Origin of the sequence: Psychrobacillus lasiicapitis (assembly GCF_006861795.1) — a bacterium.
Classification (GTDB): Bacteria; Bacillota; Bacilli; order Bacillales_A; family Planococcaceae; genus Psychrobacillus; species Psychrobacillus lasiicapitis.
Genome location: NZ_VDGH01000010.1, coordinates 116,697 through 133,481 on the forward strand (window position 1 = coordinate 116,697; position 16,785 = coordinate 133,481).

The following is a 16,785-nucleotide window of genomic DNA, read 5'->3' on the forward strand; positions in this document are numbered from 1 at the left end:
CTCTATTATTCTTATACCGTCATTCTAATGGTGTTTATACAAATTTAATATATTGTTCATTTTGATTTTATATATTGTTTATATGGATTTTATACTCTTTGTTTATTATTTGGTTATACGAAAATTAAAGGAGATGTAAAATCTATGTTTACTAAAAAAAGTTTATCGATGGTCATTTTGAGTGGTGGCCTTGTTCTTGCGGGTTGTAGTGCAAATGAAAGTGTAAGTGAAGACAAAGAGAAGGAAACACCAACTCAGGAAGAAAAGAGTCAAGTTGAAAATGGATCGAATGGTGAAGAGCAAGCTCCAGTTGTAGAGCTTTCTAAAGGTGAAGAACTATCTAACATCCTGACTTCTACGAATTGGCAAGGTACTGAAGTAAATGATGCAGAAGGAAATAATCTAACTGAAGAAAATAGTAATTTTATTGGATTGGCAAAATACGATCAAGAAACAAATCGCTATGAATTTTTCGATAAAGCAACAGGTGAAACACGCGGGGATGAAGGGATATTCTTCATCACGAAGGATGGAGAAAAGAGAATATTAATTTCTCAAAGTATGGGCTATCAAGCAGTTGTGGATATTACGGAAATCACTGATGAAATCTTTACTTACAAACGTATGGGTGTAGACAAAGATGGCAACGAAGTAGAAGTGTTTGTTGAACACGTACCATATACTGAGTCTGAGCTTGAGTTTACAAACGCTGGTCCTGAGTTAACTAGTGAAACGGGCGAAATTGTTAAAGATATTCCAGGTGTTAATATTTTAGCGGATACTTTGTGGAATGGTACTAAAGTCGTGGATAAAGACGGCAATGACGTAACAGAGTTCAATAGTAATTTCATTAGTATTGCTAAATTTGATGCGGAGACAAGCAAATATGAATTCTTCGATGTAACTAGTGGAGAAAGCCGCGGAGATTTTGGATATTTTGATGTGATCAATGATAACAAGATTCGTACACATGTATCGATTGGAGAAAACAAATACGGTGCTGCTCTGGAAATCACTGAATTAAACGATGATCGCTTTACTTATAAACGAATGGGGAAAGATGCTGATGGAAATGACATCGAAATCTATGTGGAACATGAGCCTTATAAAGGCGAATTTAATCCTACCTTTGGATTTTAAAGTAATTTAAGTTATCCTAATGAGGAATTGGTTCTTACTATAGCTAGGGGGTGAGGAGGCAGTATGGATATGCGTACAAAATTTTTAATCACTTTTCTCGGTAGTCTGTTTGTTATTATATGCTCGATGGTAGCTATATTTTGGCTTTTGTTGTTTGCTATAAATGGACAAGTCTCCTCACCTGTTCAGCTTTATAAATCCGTTGCGCAGCAAAAACAAATTACCTATGACGAGCAAGAAGCGTTGGTTACCTTTCGTAAGATTGCTAAGGAAAATCCGGATGATTTGATGAAGCCCAACATTCAACAAAGTATTGATACATATGAAATGAAAGGTTTGAATATTGTTATCCGGAAACAAGATGAAATCCTTTATCATTCTCCTGACCTTGTTCTAAAATCTTTAATCGTTCATGCACCAAAATTTGATATTGAAAATATTTATACTCAAGGCACCATTGACAACAAAGGCAGCCTTTATCGTTATCTTAAGTTTGATTTTCATTTTTCCGATAACGAAAAAGGTAGTGTGATGATCTTAAAACAAGAAAATAGCTTTGCGGAATTTTTACAAAGATGGGGGTTCTTTATAATCACCTTAATTCTAGCCATTGCTATTTTTCTTGTTATTATGTTTAACCGTTCTCTAAATAAGGCAATTATTATCCCATTAAGAGATTTAAGTATAAAAGTGCAACAACTAAAAGAGGGTAAGTTGGAAGGGAAAATTGAAATTTCAACAGGCAAAAAAGGGGAAGTGAATGAGCTTGCCCAAGAATTTGAGAAATTGCGTGAGGCGTTAAACAGAGTCAGTAAAGAAAATAAAAAATACGAGGAAAATAGAAAGGAATTACTTTCTAATATCTCTCATGACTTAAAAACACCTATCACTTCGATTATTGGCTATGTAGAGGGATTAAAAGATGGTGTAGCAGATACAAAAGAAAAACAAGGTAAATACTTGAATATTGTTTATAATAAGGCGAGAAGCATGAACTTTTTAATTGATGATTTATTTGTATTTTCTAAACTAGACCTCCAAAAATTACCGTTTCATTTTGAGTATATTGACTTAAAAAAATTTCTCGTCCATTTTGTTGAAGAATATCAATTAGACCTTGAGCAAATAAACATTCAACTTACTTTTCAAGATGTTCATTTAAACAAAGCCATTGTACGAATAGATGTACAACAAATTCGGCGAGTGCTAGATAATATGATCCAAAATAGTGTAAAGCACATGAACAAGAATGAAAAAAAAATAACTATTGTTGCAAAACAAGAAGTCGATGAAGTGATTATTACCGTACAAGATAATGGTGCAGGGATGGCTGAGGAAAATTTAGAAATGATTTTTGATCGATTTTATCGTATAGAAAGCTCCAGAAATAGTGATAAAGGCGGCAGTGGTTTAGGTCTTGCTATTGCAAGGCAAATTATTTTAGAGCACGGTGGAATCATAAAAGCGGATAGCAAATTAGGTGAGGGTACAAGCATCACTTTTACGCTGCCTTTAAAGGAGAATGGACATAATGAAGGAAATTCTATTAGTGGAGGATGATCAGGATATAGCAGAATTGCAAAGGGATTATCTGGAGCTAAATGAGATGAATGTCAATATCGTTGCCGATGGATTAGTTGGTTTAGAAGAAGGGCTCACCGGAAAATATGACTTAATCATACTGGATATCATGATTCCAAGTATGACTGGATTTGAAATTTGTAAAAGATTACGTGAGGAAGTGGATACACCTATTTTGATGGTATCTGCTAAAAAGGAAGATATCGATAAAATTCGTGCGCTTGGATTTGGTGCGGATGATTATATTACGAAACCCTTTAGCCCTAATGAGTTAGTTGCTCGTGTAAAATCACACTTAAACCGTTTTGAACGTTTAACAAAGGGACCTCAGTCCATATCGGATGAAATCTTAGAAGTCAATGATATTCGTTTGAATACAAAATCACATAAAGTATTTTCCTTTGACCAAGAGATTAATTTGACGACAAAGGAATTTGAATTATTGAAATTTCTTATGAAGCACCCAAATCAAGTATTTAGTAAAGAAGACTTATTTGAACGAGTTTGGGGTTTGGATTCACTCGGTGATACATCAACCGTTGTTGTTCATATTAAACGACTGCGAGAAAAGATAGAATTCGATCCGAAAAATCCAGTATTTTTAGAAACAATCTGGGGTTCTGGGTATAGATTTAATAATAACTAAAAAGAACCCAATTTCTTTATTTAGTAGGGAGAAATTGGGTTTTTACTTTGTCATTTTCTTAGTTGGATGTGCAAAATAAAACCTAAAGTGATTACTTTATACAGTTTGAATCATCTCTATAAAATTTTGAGCAGCCTTGGATAAATTATGATCTTTGAGCCATATTATTCCAACTGGTCCAGTCAACTTGGTTGTGCTTGATATCCGATAAGCATTTACCGGATATCCTCGAAATCGTTGAAGTAAGGTTTCTGGAACAATAGATGCAGCAAAGTCAGCTGTAACTAGATCCATCAAAAGACTAATATCAGAACACTCTCCAACAATATTAGGTTGTAGTTTGAAACGAGAAAACGCTTCTAAAATCAAGTAATGCACACCTAGTCCCTCTGTACTTGGAAAGAGGAGAGGGTGATGTTGAATATCAGTAAGTGAGATTTCTTCATCAAATGATGGATGTTCCTTAGACGTGACAAAGTAAAATGGCTCGTTACATAAATGAAGTACCGAAAAATCGTCTAGATTTAATGGCATGCGGATAATTGCTAATTCTACAATTCGATCCCTGACTAATTGGCAAAGGTGGGAAGATTCATTTTGTTGAATTTTATATGTTATATTTGGGAATTGTTTTCGAAATTGCTCAAGAATATGAGGCAATCGGTTAACAGAAAAAGTGTTCACTCCAATAGTGAGCCTTCCATTTAAGCCTTTACCAACTTCCATTACTTCTGTTTTGGTTTCCTCCATCAATTGGGTTATTTGTAAAGCATTTTTGTATAGAGCATTTCCTGCCTCTGTCAGTTCTAAATATTTTCCACTTCTCTCCACTAATTTTGAACCGAGTTCCTTCTCCATAGCTTTCAGTTGCTGGCTTAATGGTGGTTGGGACATATGAAGTCTTTTGGCAGCAGCAGAAATCTTTCTTTCTTCTACAATTGCAATAAAATAGCGTAGTTGCTTAATATCCATCATTAACATCCTTCCATTCTATATACGAAAAACATTAGTAAAGCAAATTTTATTAATATTTTTCATATAGGTATTACAATGATAACATGTTTATAAAGGAGGTGCAGGCTATTATGAAGCTGAAAGGGATTTGTTTAAGTTTCCTCGTAGTTATGCTTACCGCATGTAGCACGACTCCAGGCTTAGAAGAAGGTTCAACTGATAAATTAGACAAAAAAGGGGGAACTAATGTGGAACAACAGTTAGTTACTGCAGCAACAGAAGGAGACATAAAAACCGTTTTAGAATTATTAGAAGGCGGAGCAGATATTAATGCGACAAATAATCAGGGAGTTACGGCCGTAATGGCTGCAACGCAAAAAAATAATGTAGAGACTGTTAAGACACTTATCGAACAAGGGGCAGACATAGATATCCGCAATAACAATATGGATAATGTGCTTTTATATTCTGGAGCAGAAGGTTTGCTGGAAATCGTGAAACTTGCTGTTCAAGCAGGAGCTGATACAACAATCACAAATCGTTTTGGTGGAACTGCGCTCATTCCAGCTTCGGATCGAGGACATGTGGATATTGTGGAGGAGCTTTTAACTAACTCTGACACGGATGTGAATCACCTTAATAACTTACATTGGACTGCATTATTGGAAGCAGTCATTTTGGGGGATGGAAGGGAAAATTATCAAGAAATCGTACAATTATTAGTTGATCATGGCGCTGATGTCAATATTAGTGATAGAGATGGGGTTACCCCATTAGAACATGCGGAAAGACGTGGATTTAAAGAAATTGAACGTATTTTGAAAGAAGCTGGTGCATAATCGTCAATTTGAGCATTAAAAAAGTGGTGGCTAAAAAATTGGTAGTTGAAGAACTGGTTGCTTTCACGAGTAATCTGGTTGCTCTTAGCCATTTACAGGATGTACACGAAACAGAGGGCAGCCATAGAAGCAGACAAAGAATTGGCGGAATTAGTGAAGATGGACTTTTTGGAGACGTTTGAAAATAGTACTTGGAAAAGAACAGGTTTAAAAAATACAGTTACATTTTCTTCAAAATGTAACTGTATTTTTTGGCGTTTGAAAACTAATTTACTCTCGCCTCTTGTATCCAAAAAACAAGCAAACAAACCACTAGCATTACCAATCTTCGTGCACTCTAAAAATTATATTACAAGTCGCATTTCCCGAAAGACTCGTAATAGCTAATGTAACGGGAGTTGTACCATTCAACACAGTGTCTACTGGAAAGCTTTGCTGTTCTGCATGTTGTCCTCCTTTGGCAAATCCGCTCATCAGTTTAATTCCAGTCGAGGTATTTATGGCTGTGGCAGACACATCCGATTGACTACAAGTTTCGGATGAAGGGGTATCGCTTATATTTCCAAAGGAAGCACCGGTAAGTGTAGAACCATATCTTAATTGCCATCTTAAATCGTTACTTGCAAGAATATCGAAGCTGCTGATTTGTACATTGACCGAGTTATTTCGATTAGAGACATCAGGGAAAATGGCTTTTCGTCGAAAGCTGATTGTTGGAACAAAGGCGCCGGCTCCTACTGTCATATTTAACCGGCTTTCTGAGGTGATTCTATTCGTTGGTACAGTTGGACCGAGAACAGCGTAATACCTTCCTCGTACGATGATAGAAAATGAACCGCCCGATGTTCCGTTTTCGGCACGTACGCGAATGACTTGGTTTGGATCAGAAAGTAATGTTAAGTTAGTGCCTTGGGTTTGTCGATGGCATACGACGATTTGTTGGAAATTTAACGAGTTCACAAATACAATTCGGAACTCAATGATTCCGTACTCGTAGCCAAACCGTATTTGGAACATTTTCCCCGCCGTTGTATCAAGTGTAAGTTTACTCGGCCCTAAACCATTCAGTTTATCCTCATTCCATGAAGATTGGTAAACCTTGAATATTTCGACCCCATTGTTGAGGACCCCGATAAAAACGCCTGCAGAATCCTGACCGAAGTAGGCTCCATTACTTCCATCAAAGTATCCCCAAGTTGCTTTTTGAGTACCAGTTGGAGCCACAGGTACACGGATAGAAACACCGGCCTCAAAAGAATTTCCAGGAAACAGCTTTCCACGTTCTGCCGTATCTAAAATTGCCGAAGCATTTGAAGTAGCCGTTGTTGATAGTTGATAGAATCCTTGTGTGTTGGTAACTGTTCCACTCCCTGCGGTAGAAATGACATCTCTTAAAGCCGAGATACCATAGTTAGATGTATAGTTAAAAAGTGGGGTTGCTTCAGCGGTTTGTAAACGATCAAACATGGAATTTAATGTTGGGGAAATTCCTGTTAAATTAATCGTAGGCCAAATGAATTCTGTCACAAGTCATGCCTCCTTGATAAAAATAAGTTCGTTAACATGTATATTCCATTAGGATTCATTAAAGAATCAATGTATCCTATGTTTAATAAAACAACTCCCCTAGCAACGTAAGCCCTATCAAGCGTCATTCAATGTTAGTTTGAAAATTATTGTATTTAAGCGAATTATTAAAGAATGAGGTTTTTATTAAGAAATTCATGGATGGAATGGGTATAATTAAAGAGCAGAATTAAAAGGGGAAAAGTTCCCTGTGTTAGACATAACTTCAAAACGATTCTTAAATTTTGAAGCTGTATGTGAACAAAGGGAACATACATCCCAAAATAGTATAAAGGAGATTAAAACTATGTATCGAAATATTCTTAGACATCCTGGACCTACTCCAATCCCTAAAAAAGTGGAATTGGCAATGGCACAGGATATGATTAGTCATCGTACGGAAGAATTCGTCAAACTATATCGAGAAACTACTGCACGTGTGAAACCTATCTTTGGGACGAAGCAGGATATTTTGCTTATTCCTTCAGGCGGGACAGCAGCATTAGAAGCTGCTGTGGTAAACACTGTTTCGCCTGGAGAAGAAGTAGTTATCATTACAGTAGGGGCATTTGGAGATTATTTCGTTTCGATATGTGAAAAACATGGCTTAAAGGTGCATAAACTCGAAAAAGAGTGGGGGGAAGCTTGCACTAAGGAGGATCTCATTGACTTTTTGAAGCCGTTATCTAATGTGAAGGCAGTGTTTGCCACTTATAATGAAACGTCTACTGGAATTTTAAATCCTATTGAGCAATTGGCAGAAGCAGTACGCGATCATTCGGATGCCCTTTTTATAGTGGATGGGGTGAGCTGTATTGGTGGTGCTCCTGCCGAAATGGATAAGTGGGGTATTGATATTTTGGTAACCGGTTCTCAAAAAGCAATGATGCTTCCTCCGGGACTTTCCTTTGTAGCGGTAAGTGAACGGGCATGGAAGGTGATAGAAGTTCATCACACGAATGCCTATTATTTAAATTTATTAAGCTATCGTGAATGGGCAGAAAAAGGAATGACCCCTAATACTCCAGCGATTTCGCTCATTATGGGACTTTCTGCTGTGTGCGATTTAATAGAAGAGGAAGGCGGATTTTCGAAAACAGTTGAACGACATGAGTTGATGAAAAATATGGTTCGGGAATCTATGAAGGCCCTATCCATTGAATTGTTAACAAGTGATGAGTATGCATCACCAACAATTACGACGATCCGGACGCCAGAAGGATTGGATCTTGCAAACTTTTTAAGCCATTTAAAGAATAAGTATCACATTGATTTTGCAGGGGGTCTTGGTCCTCTTCAAGGCAAAGTATTCAGATTCGGACATATGGGATATTGCTTCCCAAGCGACATACTTCAAGCAGTTTCTTTTATCGAAGCAGGCTTGCAAGATTTTTCTTATCCATTTGAGCCTGGCGCTGGAGTAAGTGCGGCACAGCGTATTTTCTTGTCTTCATTAGAAAAGTAATCTATTATATTTGACCGATTGATGCTCAAACATCATTCGGTCTTTTTAATTTTATTAATATATTATGTTGTATACTAACATTCAAATTTGTTTCGGACACATGGAAAAAATCAAAAATCTATTTAAATGGCTAGGAGAAACTATGCAATAATTTGTTTTCTCATTTTTCTTATTGAGAAATTCACCAAAAGTGCACATATAGAGCATTTATCACGGTGAATAACCATATCAGTAACACGGGACCACAACAGTAGATTTCAACAAAATGGATGAACATAACTTTATCATAGCTAAGCTCGGCTTTTCGAAAACCAAAGAAATCCCCTTGAGTGATTATATAAATAAACGCACTGACCACCATAAGGCAGGACATTAAAACCGAACTGGTTGGCAAGGAAGTAACATAGCGCGGGTTGCCACTAGTCTCCATATAGAACGGAATGTCCCATTGCTTGCTTAATATAAAGCTTACAATGACTAGAATATAGAGGAAAAACGAAATATTGAACGGATGTTTACGATAATCAATCAGCTCAAGCATTATTTTCGTTTTTCCTTTATAATCCCAATTCTCTTCTACTTCTACTCGATCGCCTCTTAAAATATACACAAACCCTGCCAGAACAAATCCACAAAGTAAATACAGCGAAAAGAGCTGAAAAAACAATGACCAGCTATAAAATGGCGCGAAAAGCAGAGGGATTATGATAATGCCGATAAGCCATTTGCTGAATGGTCGATTATTCTGAAGCCACTTATTTAAAGCATCCCGATTGTCCTTTCGATAAACATAAGTATCCTCATGGTACATGGAAAATCGATTTATTATAGAAGTCACCACGACAATTGCCAATCCAATTCCGAATAAAATGTAGGAAGCTTTCGGATAAATGGATACCGAATCGTAGTTGTCAATAATCCAATTGCCACTGAAAGCGACGATTAAAATGCCAAAAAACATACTGTACCCGGATATGTGCCTCATCCTATCACCTCTTACTGTATTTAAATACATTTATTCTTTCAATTTACGTTGAGATGATGGAAATAGTTTCATTTTAGTTAAATTCTGTCCCTGTGAATAGAAACATTCACATTAATTCAAACAAACATGAACACAGGGAAAAACTGGTTAGGGAGTACACTAATAAAGTAAAAAGGTTTACTTCAATAAAATAAGGTATATTATATTGGTTGAATAGATTTTCTTTAAAGACAAGAAAAGTAGGTGAACAAAGTGGGGAAATATCAAATGGATACCAAAGGAAAGATGGCTGTGGCAAAGTATCATGAAAAAAACAAGCCTGCCAAATTTGATAAAAAGCAGCAACTTGAAAAAATACGCGCGGAGTATTTGAAAAAAAAGCAAGAACAAACAGATAAATAATAGGAATGAAAACATAGGAAGACTAAAAGCTCCCTATGTTTTTCTTATTCGAAGTTCTTTTTTCAATTGATTTTTAATTCAGGGAGGGAGATATTTAAATGGCTAAAATGCAAATACAAATAGAAAAAGATAGTAATGAGATTAAGTACATATCTATTCTAAGAAAAAATACTAAAAAGAGTATATCTGAAATAAGAGAATTAATTAATAATAAAGATTTCCTTTTATCGTATAATCTATTAGAAATTGATGAATTGTTAGAGATGAAAAAAATTGTAGGTATATTATTAGATGCTGGTGCTAAAGTTCACCTATTTGAAGATAATAGAGAAGTTAGCATTGAGCTTTTAAATAATCTTATAGAATCTCATTTTGACACTCAGAGGTATCGGGAAGAAATTGATGAGCAGAGGTTTAAGGAGGATTAATAGTACTGAAAACTTTTTAGTAGTATTTTTATTAAATCTATAGAACTGGTTAAATGTTGATTTCCCACCGAACTAATGGAATGATTTAACAAGAGGTATGAGCTGGAAAGGGATAGGGATAGGAATATTGATTGTTGATTCATTAAAGGATTAATGTCTTTTTTGGTTATATACTTTTGTGACATAATTAAGAATTCAATAGAGCTTGATGGAGGAATAATGAAATGATTACAGTACCTAACGAACATTTTTATATCATAAAGGAGAAAATCAAAGAAGCACCAACTTTTGTTTTTAGTGTATTAGATAACATTATTAAAGGAACTGTACTTGCAGGTTCCACCAATTACGAATCATTACTTATTAAAACTGATTCAGGATTGTATTACGTTACAGGACTGTCATCTGATGAGTCATTTCTTGAGAACATAGTTAGTATATATGAGGAATCAGTCAATCAAGGGAATAGATTTACATTATTTTCTAATGACGTAACTTGGAACCAGGAAATTGAAAAAAGCCTTAAAGTAAAAAAAATACAGCGTTATTGTTTTTCTTTTAATGTTGCGTCATATAAAAATAGAAAAAGATACGATAGTAGTAAATTTAATGTAACAAAAATTAACCAAGAACTTATTGAAAATTGTTTAGAATTCGGTAAACAATACTATGACGAATATTGGGATTCCACGGAGGATTTTCTTCAAAATGGGATTGGGTTTTGTGTGAAAGATAAAGAAAGGATTATTAGCGAAGGAGTTTCAATTTTTAAATCTAATAATTATGCGGAAATAGATATAATAACCGACTTAAATTACAGAGGAAAAGGGTTAGCATGTATTGTAGCTGAACAATTTATAGATTATTGTCTCTCCCACAATATTCAACCTCGTTGGGATTGTGATGTTGATAATTTTGCTTCAATTAGTTTGGGTAGTAAATTGGGTTTTAATGATCCCAAAGCATATGCTATTTATGTAAAGATTAGTTAAGTACATAATTAAAAATTCATATTTTACAAACTGGGGCGTTAATCTATTCAAGGATTAAGGTCCTTTTTAGTTGAACTTTATGTCTTTTTTGGACATATGGAGTCTTTATGCACTCTAAAACCACCACCAGATCCTACTTTACAAAAAATCTTAAATGATGCTTGTATTAATGGAATTAGGTATATAAATGGAGTTCCTGATTTTTCATCTGTAGCAAAAGCACAGCTGAAAATCATGCTAGGTGGAATAGGGGCTAAAGGAAATGTTGCAAAAGATTATAACTTTAATATTAGTAGGTATTTCTGTTCCGTATGATTTCCTTCGTGATGGACGTGATATAGGGATTTCATGTGATCGTTCATGGGAAAATGAAAATGATTTAGATGAAGTAGGATATCAAGATGTGGCAATTTAAAATAGGCAATTAAAAAGTACAGACCAATGATGGCTGTACCATCTTAAAATTGCTGTGTTAGAAACATTGACGTTAATTGAAACAAAAATTTTATGATTTTCATGTTTGTTTCTAACACAGGGCAAAATACTGAAACTAAAAAACTTAATGAAACAAACCAGATTCTCGTGACTTTTTAAGCATTAGTTTTGTTTTTCGGTTTATCTTTTCTTTTAAGAAGGTGCCGAATAGTAAAAATGCTAAGCTGAAGAGCAGCAGGAAAGAAACATCTCGTATTACTCTTGGCCAGACTATTCCGCCTACAGCTTCTCGCATCAGATCTACTGCATACGTAAAAGGGAGTGCAGGGTTAATCGTTTGAAAAAATTCTGGTAATAGAACGACTGGATAGGTTCCGCCTGCCCCTGCAATCTGCAAGACAAGCATAATAATGGCCAACGCTTTTCCTACATCGCCAAATACGGAAACAAGCGTGTAAACGATGGACATAAAAACAAAACTAATAAGAAATCCAAATAATATAAACCATAAAGAATCTTTGACATCCACACCTAATAGAACAATGTCGCCTATTGTTACGATCAATGCTTGGAGCAGACCAATGGCCGAGAATGTAAACAATCTACCGAAATATACACTACGTTCGCTTACATTCCTTTCATGGTTAGCATCTGTAGCAAGCAGTGAGATAAGAAGCAAACAACCGACCCAGATAGCAAGAACTGTATAAAAAGGTGTCATACCTGTTCCATAGTTTGCGATAGGGAAAAGCTTGTTTTCATTCAAGACGATTGGTTCTTCAAAGAAGCTACGTTCCGCTTGTGGATCATTGCGGAGCAACTGGATTATTTCATTGATATTCGTTTCCCCTTGAACTTTTCGTATCCTATCTGCTAACTGATTTACTTTATCATTAATATATGGATATTGTGCCAATGCTTGATCTAGTGTTGTTTTTCCCTCTTTAATATGGGCATCTGCGCTATTCAGTGTGCTTGCGACTTCTGGTAAAGTTGACTGTATACTGGTCAGCATTTCTTTCGCATTTCCTAGCGTCTTTTTGGCTTTGGCTACTTCGGAAAGAACAGTTGGTTCAATATTGTTTTTGTATTCGTTCATAAAGGCATCCAGTTGGACGGATGTATTCTGAGCGATTTGTTGTAAATCATTTAATGTTGTTTGGAATTGTTGCTCTTTATCTTTTACAAGTGTATCGATTGTTCTGGTGTTTGTTTGTGCTTCTTGTAAAAAAGATTTCAGTTCGTTCGTTTTATCAATTGCATTGTCTAGTCTTGTTTGTTGTTCTTCGTTGTTTGTTTCCTCACTCGATTCGTTTGAGCTGTTGGATACTTCCTTTAACCAATTAAGATCCTTACTAATCGCGTCGACTGTTTGGATATTGGAAGTCATCTTGCTATCGAGATCCGCCTTTACTCGGTCCAATTCTGTAAAATCTAATGGGACATTTTGAACGCTTTGAAGAAATTCATTTGTACTCTTTGATATCTTTGATACTTTTTCCAAATCATTCTTCACTTGAGGAGCCACTTCATTTAAGCGATTTTGTGCTTTCGTCAAGAAATCTATTGTTCTTTCGATGGAACTCAAACCTTCAGTCGTTATTTGTTCGGCGCGTGGTAACATGGAAGTAGCTTGAGTGATAATTTTCTGTGCGGAAGAGGCATCTTTTTGAGCACCGGTTAGCAAATGGTGAATTTCGGGCAAGTCTTGTTCCATTTTGAATACATAGTCTTCGAAGTTTTGAATATCTGGCAAATCTTTTTCTATTTCAATCCCTAAATCATTAAAGAGATCAAAAATGACGCCATTCACACTTGAAATGAATTGACTGCTAACTTTTTGAACAATAAAGGTGGCACCTTTTTCCGTTATTTTCGGCGCAATGGAGTTTATTTTTTCATTTACATAGTATTCGATATCCGCCTTTTGAGGATTATCCGAAACGACGGAAGCTAGCTTTTCGGAAAAGTTTTTGGGGATAATGATGACGGCAAAATAATCCCCATATTCCACTTTTTCCATCGCAATTTTTCGAGAAGTAAAAGACCATTTCATATCCTGATTATTTTTTAATGTATCAATCAATTCATTTCCAACGTTTAGCTGTTCTCCGCGAACTGTTGCTCCTGCATCCTCATTTACAATGGCAACAGGAAGCTGATCCGTTTGAGAATATGGATCCCAAGAAGCATAAATGTTAAGCCATGCATATAAAGATGGCAGGAAAACTAATCCCCCTATAAGAATTGCAGCTACCCAATTTCTACTTATATTTTGAATGTCCGTCTTGAAAATCTTCCAACTATTTTTCATAATTTGACCACCCTGCTAAATTGAAGTTAATCGGTCCTAGATGGTGGTAGTATACCCTCAATAAATAGTGATTAACCTAAATAAGGGCAGGGGTTATCGAAAGACAAATATCTGCTATTGATTTAAATATAAGATGGGGTGATATTACCCGAAATTTAACTCTGAACTATATAAAAAAACTGCATCTCCAATTGGTAGACAGTGTCTAACAATTAGGATACAGTTCAGTAATTATTATAAAAGCAGTTGAACCATCAAATAATGATTGTCCAACTTTACTGGTTTTCGAGTTCTAAAATAGCGTTATTCAAATTTAATCCTCACTTCACCAGCCAGCGGTTACATCGTTTTATTTAATGTATTACACAAGATACTGTAGAAAGCTTCTTTATCTACGGTTCTTGCAATCTCTACATGTCCATTTCTATTGAGTGTAAAGGTCGTGGCACCCATCGATTGTTCATCATTCGTTTCAACAGTTACAAATCCTCTTTCGAATTGGCATATCTCTGGGTGAAAAATTGAAACTGCTACTAAAGGATCGTGTAACGTTAATTGATTGGAGCTTTCTAACCAAGCATTCCCAAAGTCCAGGACAGCTTTGTTTAAGTCTGAGTTTGTGTGAAACAATTCAGTTGCTCTCTCTGCTTGAATGGTAAGCATCTCTGTCACCTCAAGGGGAATAACTTTGTGAACGTTCACTTTGGAATCAAAGACTAATTTTGAAGCAAGGGGATCTGCCCAAGCGTTCCAGTTATACCAAGGCTCTGGCAATGGTTCATCTGCAAAATATCCATTCATCACATAAAGGCTTTTTAACAAACCAGGAGTGTCAGGATAGTCACGAAATAGAGTAGCAATATTCGTCATATTGCCAATACCAATCAGTTCAATTTCATGAGGGTGATTTTTAATCATTTGATGCATAAATGCTGGTGCGTCAGATGGTTGATACGTGTCATGCTTCCAATTGTTCAATGCTGAAGCACCGTCTGGAGTCGGGTACACTGGTACAGGTTGTAGTGTGGAATCTAAACCAGCAACAATTGGAATGTCTTTATCAACGGTTCTACATATGGCATTTGCAACTGCTGCCCTTTTTTCGGGTTCCCCACTTACGGTTGTTATCCCTAATAAGTTACATTGTGGTTCTTTCAACAAGTATGCCAAGCACACTGCATCATCAATGTCGCCACCAATATCAGTATCAAGTAATATCTTTTTCAATTAAAATTCCTCCTGTAATAATATAATATTATTTATACAAGAGCCTTTTGCAAATTCCCATGCTGCACCTCCTTAGCTTGATTGCATAATTGTATCATAATAGAGATACGAGCAATTATAGTGGCAAAAAAATCTAAAACTTCTTCAATTGATAAGATGAAAAATTGTGTAGTTTATGTGAATTTAACTACAAAAATTGTACTTTTCGTTTCAGACAATGTACCTTTTGTTTTAAATAAGGGCACTTGGTTATAAAAACAACCGAGGCAATATTTCCCCGATTATAATGTGTTTTGTATCCCAAATTGTTTGCATTTGTTTGGTTATATAATTATTCACATTTCCGGAGGGGTCGTCGTGCGAAATACACAGCAGCTGAATAGAGAAGAACAGCAGCCAGAAAAGAAAAAGAAGAAATTTGAGATGCCGCATATTTATGTTATTTTATTTGTTTTTAGTGCGTTAGCGGCATTAACCACATATTTTATTCCAGCGGGGGAGTTTGAACGTGTACCAGGACCAGATGGCAGAACGACCATCGATCCAAATTCCTTTCAATATGTTGATCAGACGCCAGTTGGTATTCAGGACTTTATAACGGTTATTCCTCGAGGATTGATTGATGCGGGAGAAGTTGTATTCTTCACGTTTATCATTGGTGGAATGTTTATGGTACTTAGACGTACCGGAATTATTGAAATTGCTGTTGATAAACTTGCAAGGAAATTTGCGCATAAAAGTATTATGCTCATCCCTGTTTTAACAACAGTATTTGCATTGATTGCCACATTGATCGGAACAGCTGAATTATCGCTCGTTTATATTCCGGTAATCATGCCGCTCATTATTGCGCTTGGCTACGATTCCATAACAGCAGCAGCCATTGCACTTTGCGGGACAGTTGTCGGGTTTACAGCAGGAGTATTAAATCCGATTAACACAGGGCTTGGCCAGAAATTATCGGGACTTCCGGTTTTCTCTGGACTTGGATTACGTTTAATCGTATTTATCATAGCGGTTACGGCAGCAGTTTTATTCATAATGCGTTATGCAAAGAAGATCAAACAAAATCCAAAGCACAGTTTTGTGTATGAAGATGATATGGAAAAACGTTCACTGTATAACAATGTAGGAAAAGCCGAAGCTATTCCTGCAACAGGAAGACAAAAGTGGGCAGCGATTGTAGCACTACTATTCTTTGCCGTTCTTGTATACGGTGTCATTTCAAAAGGCTGGTTCATGGTTGAAATGGCGGGACTCTTTATCATTATGGGAATTGTCGTAGGGATCATTTCTGGTCTTAAAGTCGGCGACATTTGTGAAGCATTTAACCAAGGTTTTAAAGACGTGTTAATGGGGGCGTTCATCGTTGGGCTAGCCCGAGCGGTCGCTGTTGTACTAGAGGATGGTAACATTATGGATACGATTGTCCATGCACTTGGTGCAGTCGTTGGTGATTTGCCGCCAGCATTAGCAGCAGTTGGTATGTATGTTGTACAAGTTCTTATTAACTTTGTTATTTCGTCCGGTAGTGGACAAGCGCTCGTAACAATGCCAATTATGGCACCGCTTGCAGACATGGTTGGAGTGACAAGACAAACTGCTGTTCTTGCTTATCAGCTTGGAGATGGGTTTACACATATTTTCTACCCAACAAGCGGGTACTTCATGGCAGCATTAGTAATTGCAGGTGTGAAGTGGCAAACGTGGATTCGTTTCTTCTATCCATTATTCCTAATATGGGCGGGGATTTCTATTGTAGTACTTGTCATCGCCCAATTAATTGGCTGGTCATAATAATGATAAAAAAT

Annotated in this window: 16 protein-coding genes and 1 pseudogene; 12 read left to right on the forward strand and 5 right to left on the reverse strand. The window is 36.2% G+C overall.

Annotated features, from left to right (window positions below; all coding sequences use genetic code 11):
• The first annotated feature begins 144 nt into the window (after positions 1 to 144).
• From FG382_RS16800 to FG382_RS16810, 3 genes are all read left to right on the forward strand, one after another.
• Positions 145 to 1,140, forward strand: a complete 996-nt coding sequence (locus FG382_RS16800; protein ID WP_142540044.1) for a DUF4822 domain-containing protein — start codon at positions 145 to 147, stop codon at positions 1,138 to 1,140.
• A 63-nt stretch (positions 1,141 to 1,203) separates the two neighbouring features.
• Positions 1,204 to 2,700: a sensor histidine kinase gene (locus tag FG382_RS16805; protein ID WP_142540045.1), complete on the forward strand. Its 1,497-nt coding sequence runs from the start codon at positions 1,204 to 1,206 to the stop codon at positions 2,698 to 2,700.
• A complete protein-coding gene (locus FG382_RS16810) occupies positions 2,672 to 3,367 on the forward strand; it encodes a response regulator transcription factor (RefSeq protein ID WP_142540046.1) in 696 nt (231 codons plus the stop codon). The genes FG382_RS16805 and FG382_RS16810 overlap by 29 nt, the downstream gene beginning before the upstream one ends.
• 96 nt (positions 3,368 to 3,463) lie before the next feature.
• Here the strand turns inward: FG382_RS16810 and FG382_RS16815 are convergent, their stop codons facing one another.
• Complete coding sequence (locus FG382_RS16815; protein ID WP_142540047.1) at positions 3,464 to 4,339, reverse strand: LysR family transcriptional regulator; 876 nt, start codon at positions 4,337 to 4,339, stop codon at positions 3,464 to 3,466.
• A 113-nt stretch (positions 4,340 to 4,452) separates the two neighbouring features.
• Here FG382_RS16815 and FG382_RS16820 point away from each other — a divergent pair, with 113 nt between their 5' ends.
• Both FG382_RS16820 and FG382_RS22735 read left to right on the forward strand, forming a co-directional pair.
• Positions 4,453 to 5,160, forward strand: a complete 708-nt coding sequence (locus FG382_RS16820) for an ankyrin repeat domain-containing protein (protein ID WP_373287639.1) — start codon at positions 4,453 to 4,455, stop codon at positions 5,158 to 5,160.
• 26 nt (positions 5,161 to 5,186) lie between these two features.
• Positions 5,187 to 5,342: a hypothetical protein gene (locus FG382_RS22735; protein ID WP_211356419.1), complete on the forward strand. Its 156-nt coding sequence runs from the start codon at positions 5,187 to 5,189 to the stop codon at positions 5,340 to 5,342.
• 136 nt (positions 5,343 to 5,478) lie between these two features.
• Here the strand turns inward: FG382_RS22735 and FG382_RS16825 are convergent, their stop codons facing one another.
• Complete coding sequence (locus FG382_RS16825) at positions 5,479 to 6,687, reverse strand: hypothetical protein (RefSeq protein ID WP_142540048.1); 1,209 nt, start codon at positions 6,685 to 6,687, stop codon at positions 5,479 to 5,481.
• A 346-nt stretch (positions 6,688 to 7,033) separates the two neighbouring features.
• Here FG382_RS16825 and FG382_RS16830 point away from each other — a divergent pair, with 346 nt between their 5' ends.
• Positions 7,034 to 8,191 carry a pyridoxal-phosphate-dependent aminotransferase family protein gene (locus FG382_RS16830; RefSeq protein WP_142540049.1) on the forward strand — a complete coding sequence of 386 codons (1,158 nt, stop codon included), beginning with the start codon at positions 7,034 to 7,036 and terminating at the stop codon, positions 8,189 to 8,191.
• 181 nt (positions 8,192 to 8,372) lie between these two features.
• On the opposite strand, the gene FG382_RS16835 is transcribed toward FG382_RS16830, so the two are convergent.
• Positions 8,373 to 9,176: a nucleotidyltransferase gene (locus FG382_RS16835; protein ID WP_142540050.1), complete on the reverse strand. Its 804-nt coding sequence runs from the start codon at positions 9,174 to 9,176 to the stop codon at positions 8,373 to 8,375.
• 252 nt (positions 9,177 to 9,428) lie between these two features.
• On the opposite strand from FG382_RS16835, the gene FG382_RS22740 reads away from it, so the two are divergent.
• From FG382_RS22740 to FG382_RS22745, 5 genes and pseudogenes are all read left to right on the forward strand, one after another.
• Entirely contained in the window at positions 9,429 to 9,578 is a 150-nt protein-coding gene (locus FG382_RS22740; RefSeq protein WP_170206562.1) for a hypothetical protein, read from the forward strand.
• 98 nt (positions 9,579 to 9,676) lie between these two features.
• Positions 9,677 to 10,006: a hypothetical protein gene (locus tag FG382_RS16840; RefSeq protein WP_142540051.1), complete on the forward strand. Its 330-nt coding sequence runs from the start codon at positions 9,677 to 9,679 to the stop codon at positions 10,004 to 10,006.
• Between the two features lie 224 nt (positions 10,007 to 10,230).
• Positions 10,231 to 10,998, forward strand: a complete 768-nt coding sequence (locus FG382_RS16845) for a GNAT family N-acetyltransferase (protein WP_142540052.1) — start codon at positions 10,231 to 10,233, stop codon at positions 10,996 to 10,998.
• 99 nt (positions 10,999 to 11,097) lie between these two features.
• A pseudogene (locus tag FG382_RS23280) lies at positions 11,098 to 11,283 on the forward strand (HNH endonuclease); the annotation flags it as partial.
• On the forward strand, positions 11,261 to 11,413 hold the full coding sequence (locus FG382_RS22745) for a hypothetical protein (RefSeq protein WP_170206563.1): 153 nt from the start codon (positions 11,261 to 11,263) through the stop codon (positions 11,411 to 11,413). The pseudogene FG382_RS23280 and the gene FG382_RS22745, both read left to right, overlap by 23 nt.
• Positions 11,414 to 11,557: 144 nt before the next feature.
• Here FG382_RS22745 and FG382_RS16855 read toward each other — a convergent pair whose 3' ends face one another.
• Positions 11,558 to 13,747, reverse strand: a complete 2,190-nt coding sequence (locus FG382_RS16855) for a YhgE/Pip domain-containing protein (protein WP_142540053.1) — start codon at positions 13,745 to 13,747, stop codon at positions 11,558 to 11,560.
• A gap of 339 nt (positions 13,748 to 14,086) precedes the next feature.
• Complete coding sequence (locus FG382_RS16860) at positions 14,087 to 14,974, reverse strand: nucleoside hydrolase (protein WP_142540054.1); 888 nt, start codon at positions 14,972 to 14,974, stop codon at positions 14,087 to 14,089.
• A 423-nt stretch (positions 14,975 to 15,397) separates the two neighbouring features.
• Between FG382_RS16860 and FG382_RS16865 the strand changes: the two genes are divergently transcribed.
• The gene (locus FG382_RS16865; protein ID WP_142540169.1) at positions 15,398 to 16,771 is read left to right on the forward strand and encodes a YfcC family protein; all 1,374 of its coding nucleotides are present in this window, start codon (positions 15,398 to 15,400) and stop codon (positions 16,769 to 16,771) included.
• Positions 16,772 to 16,785: the final 14 nt, after the last annotated feature.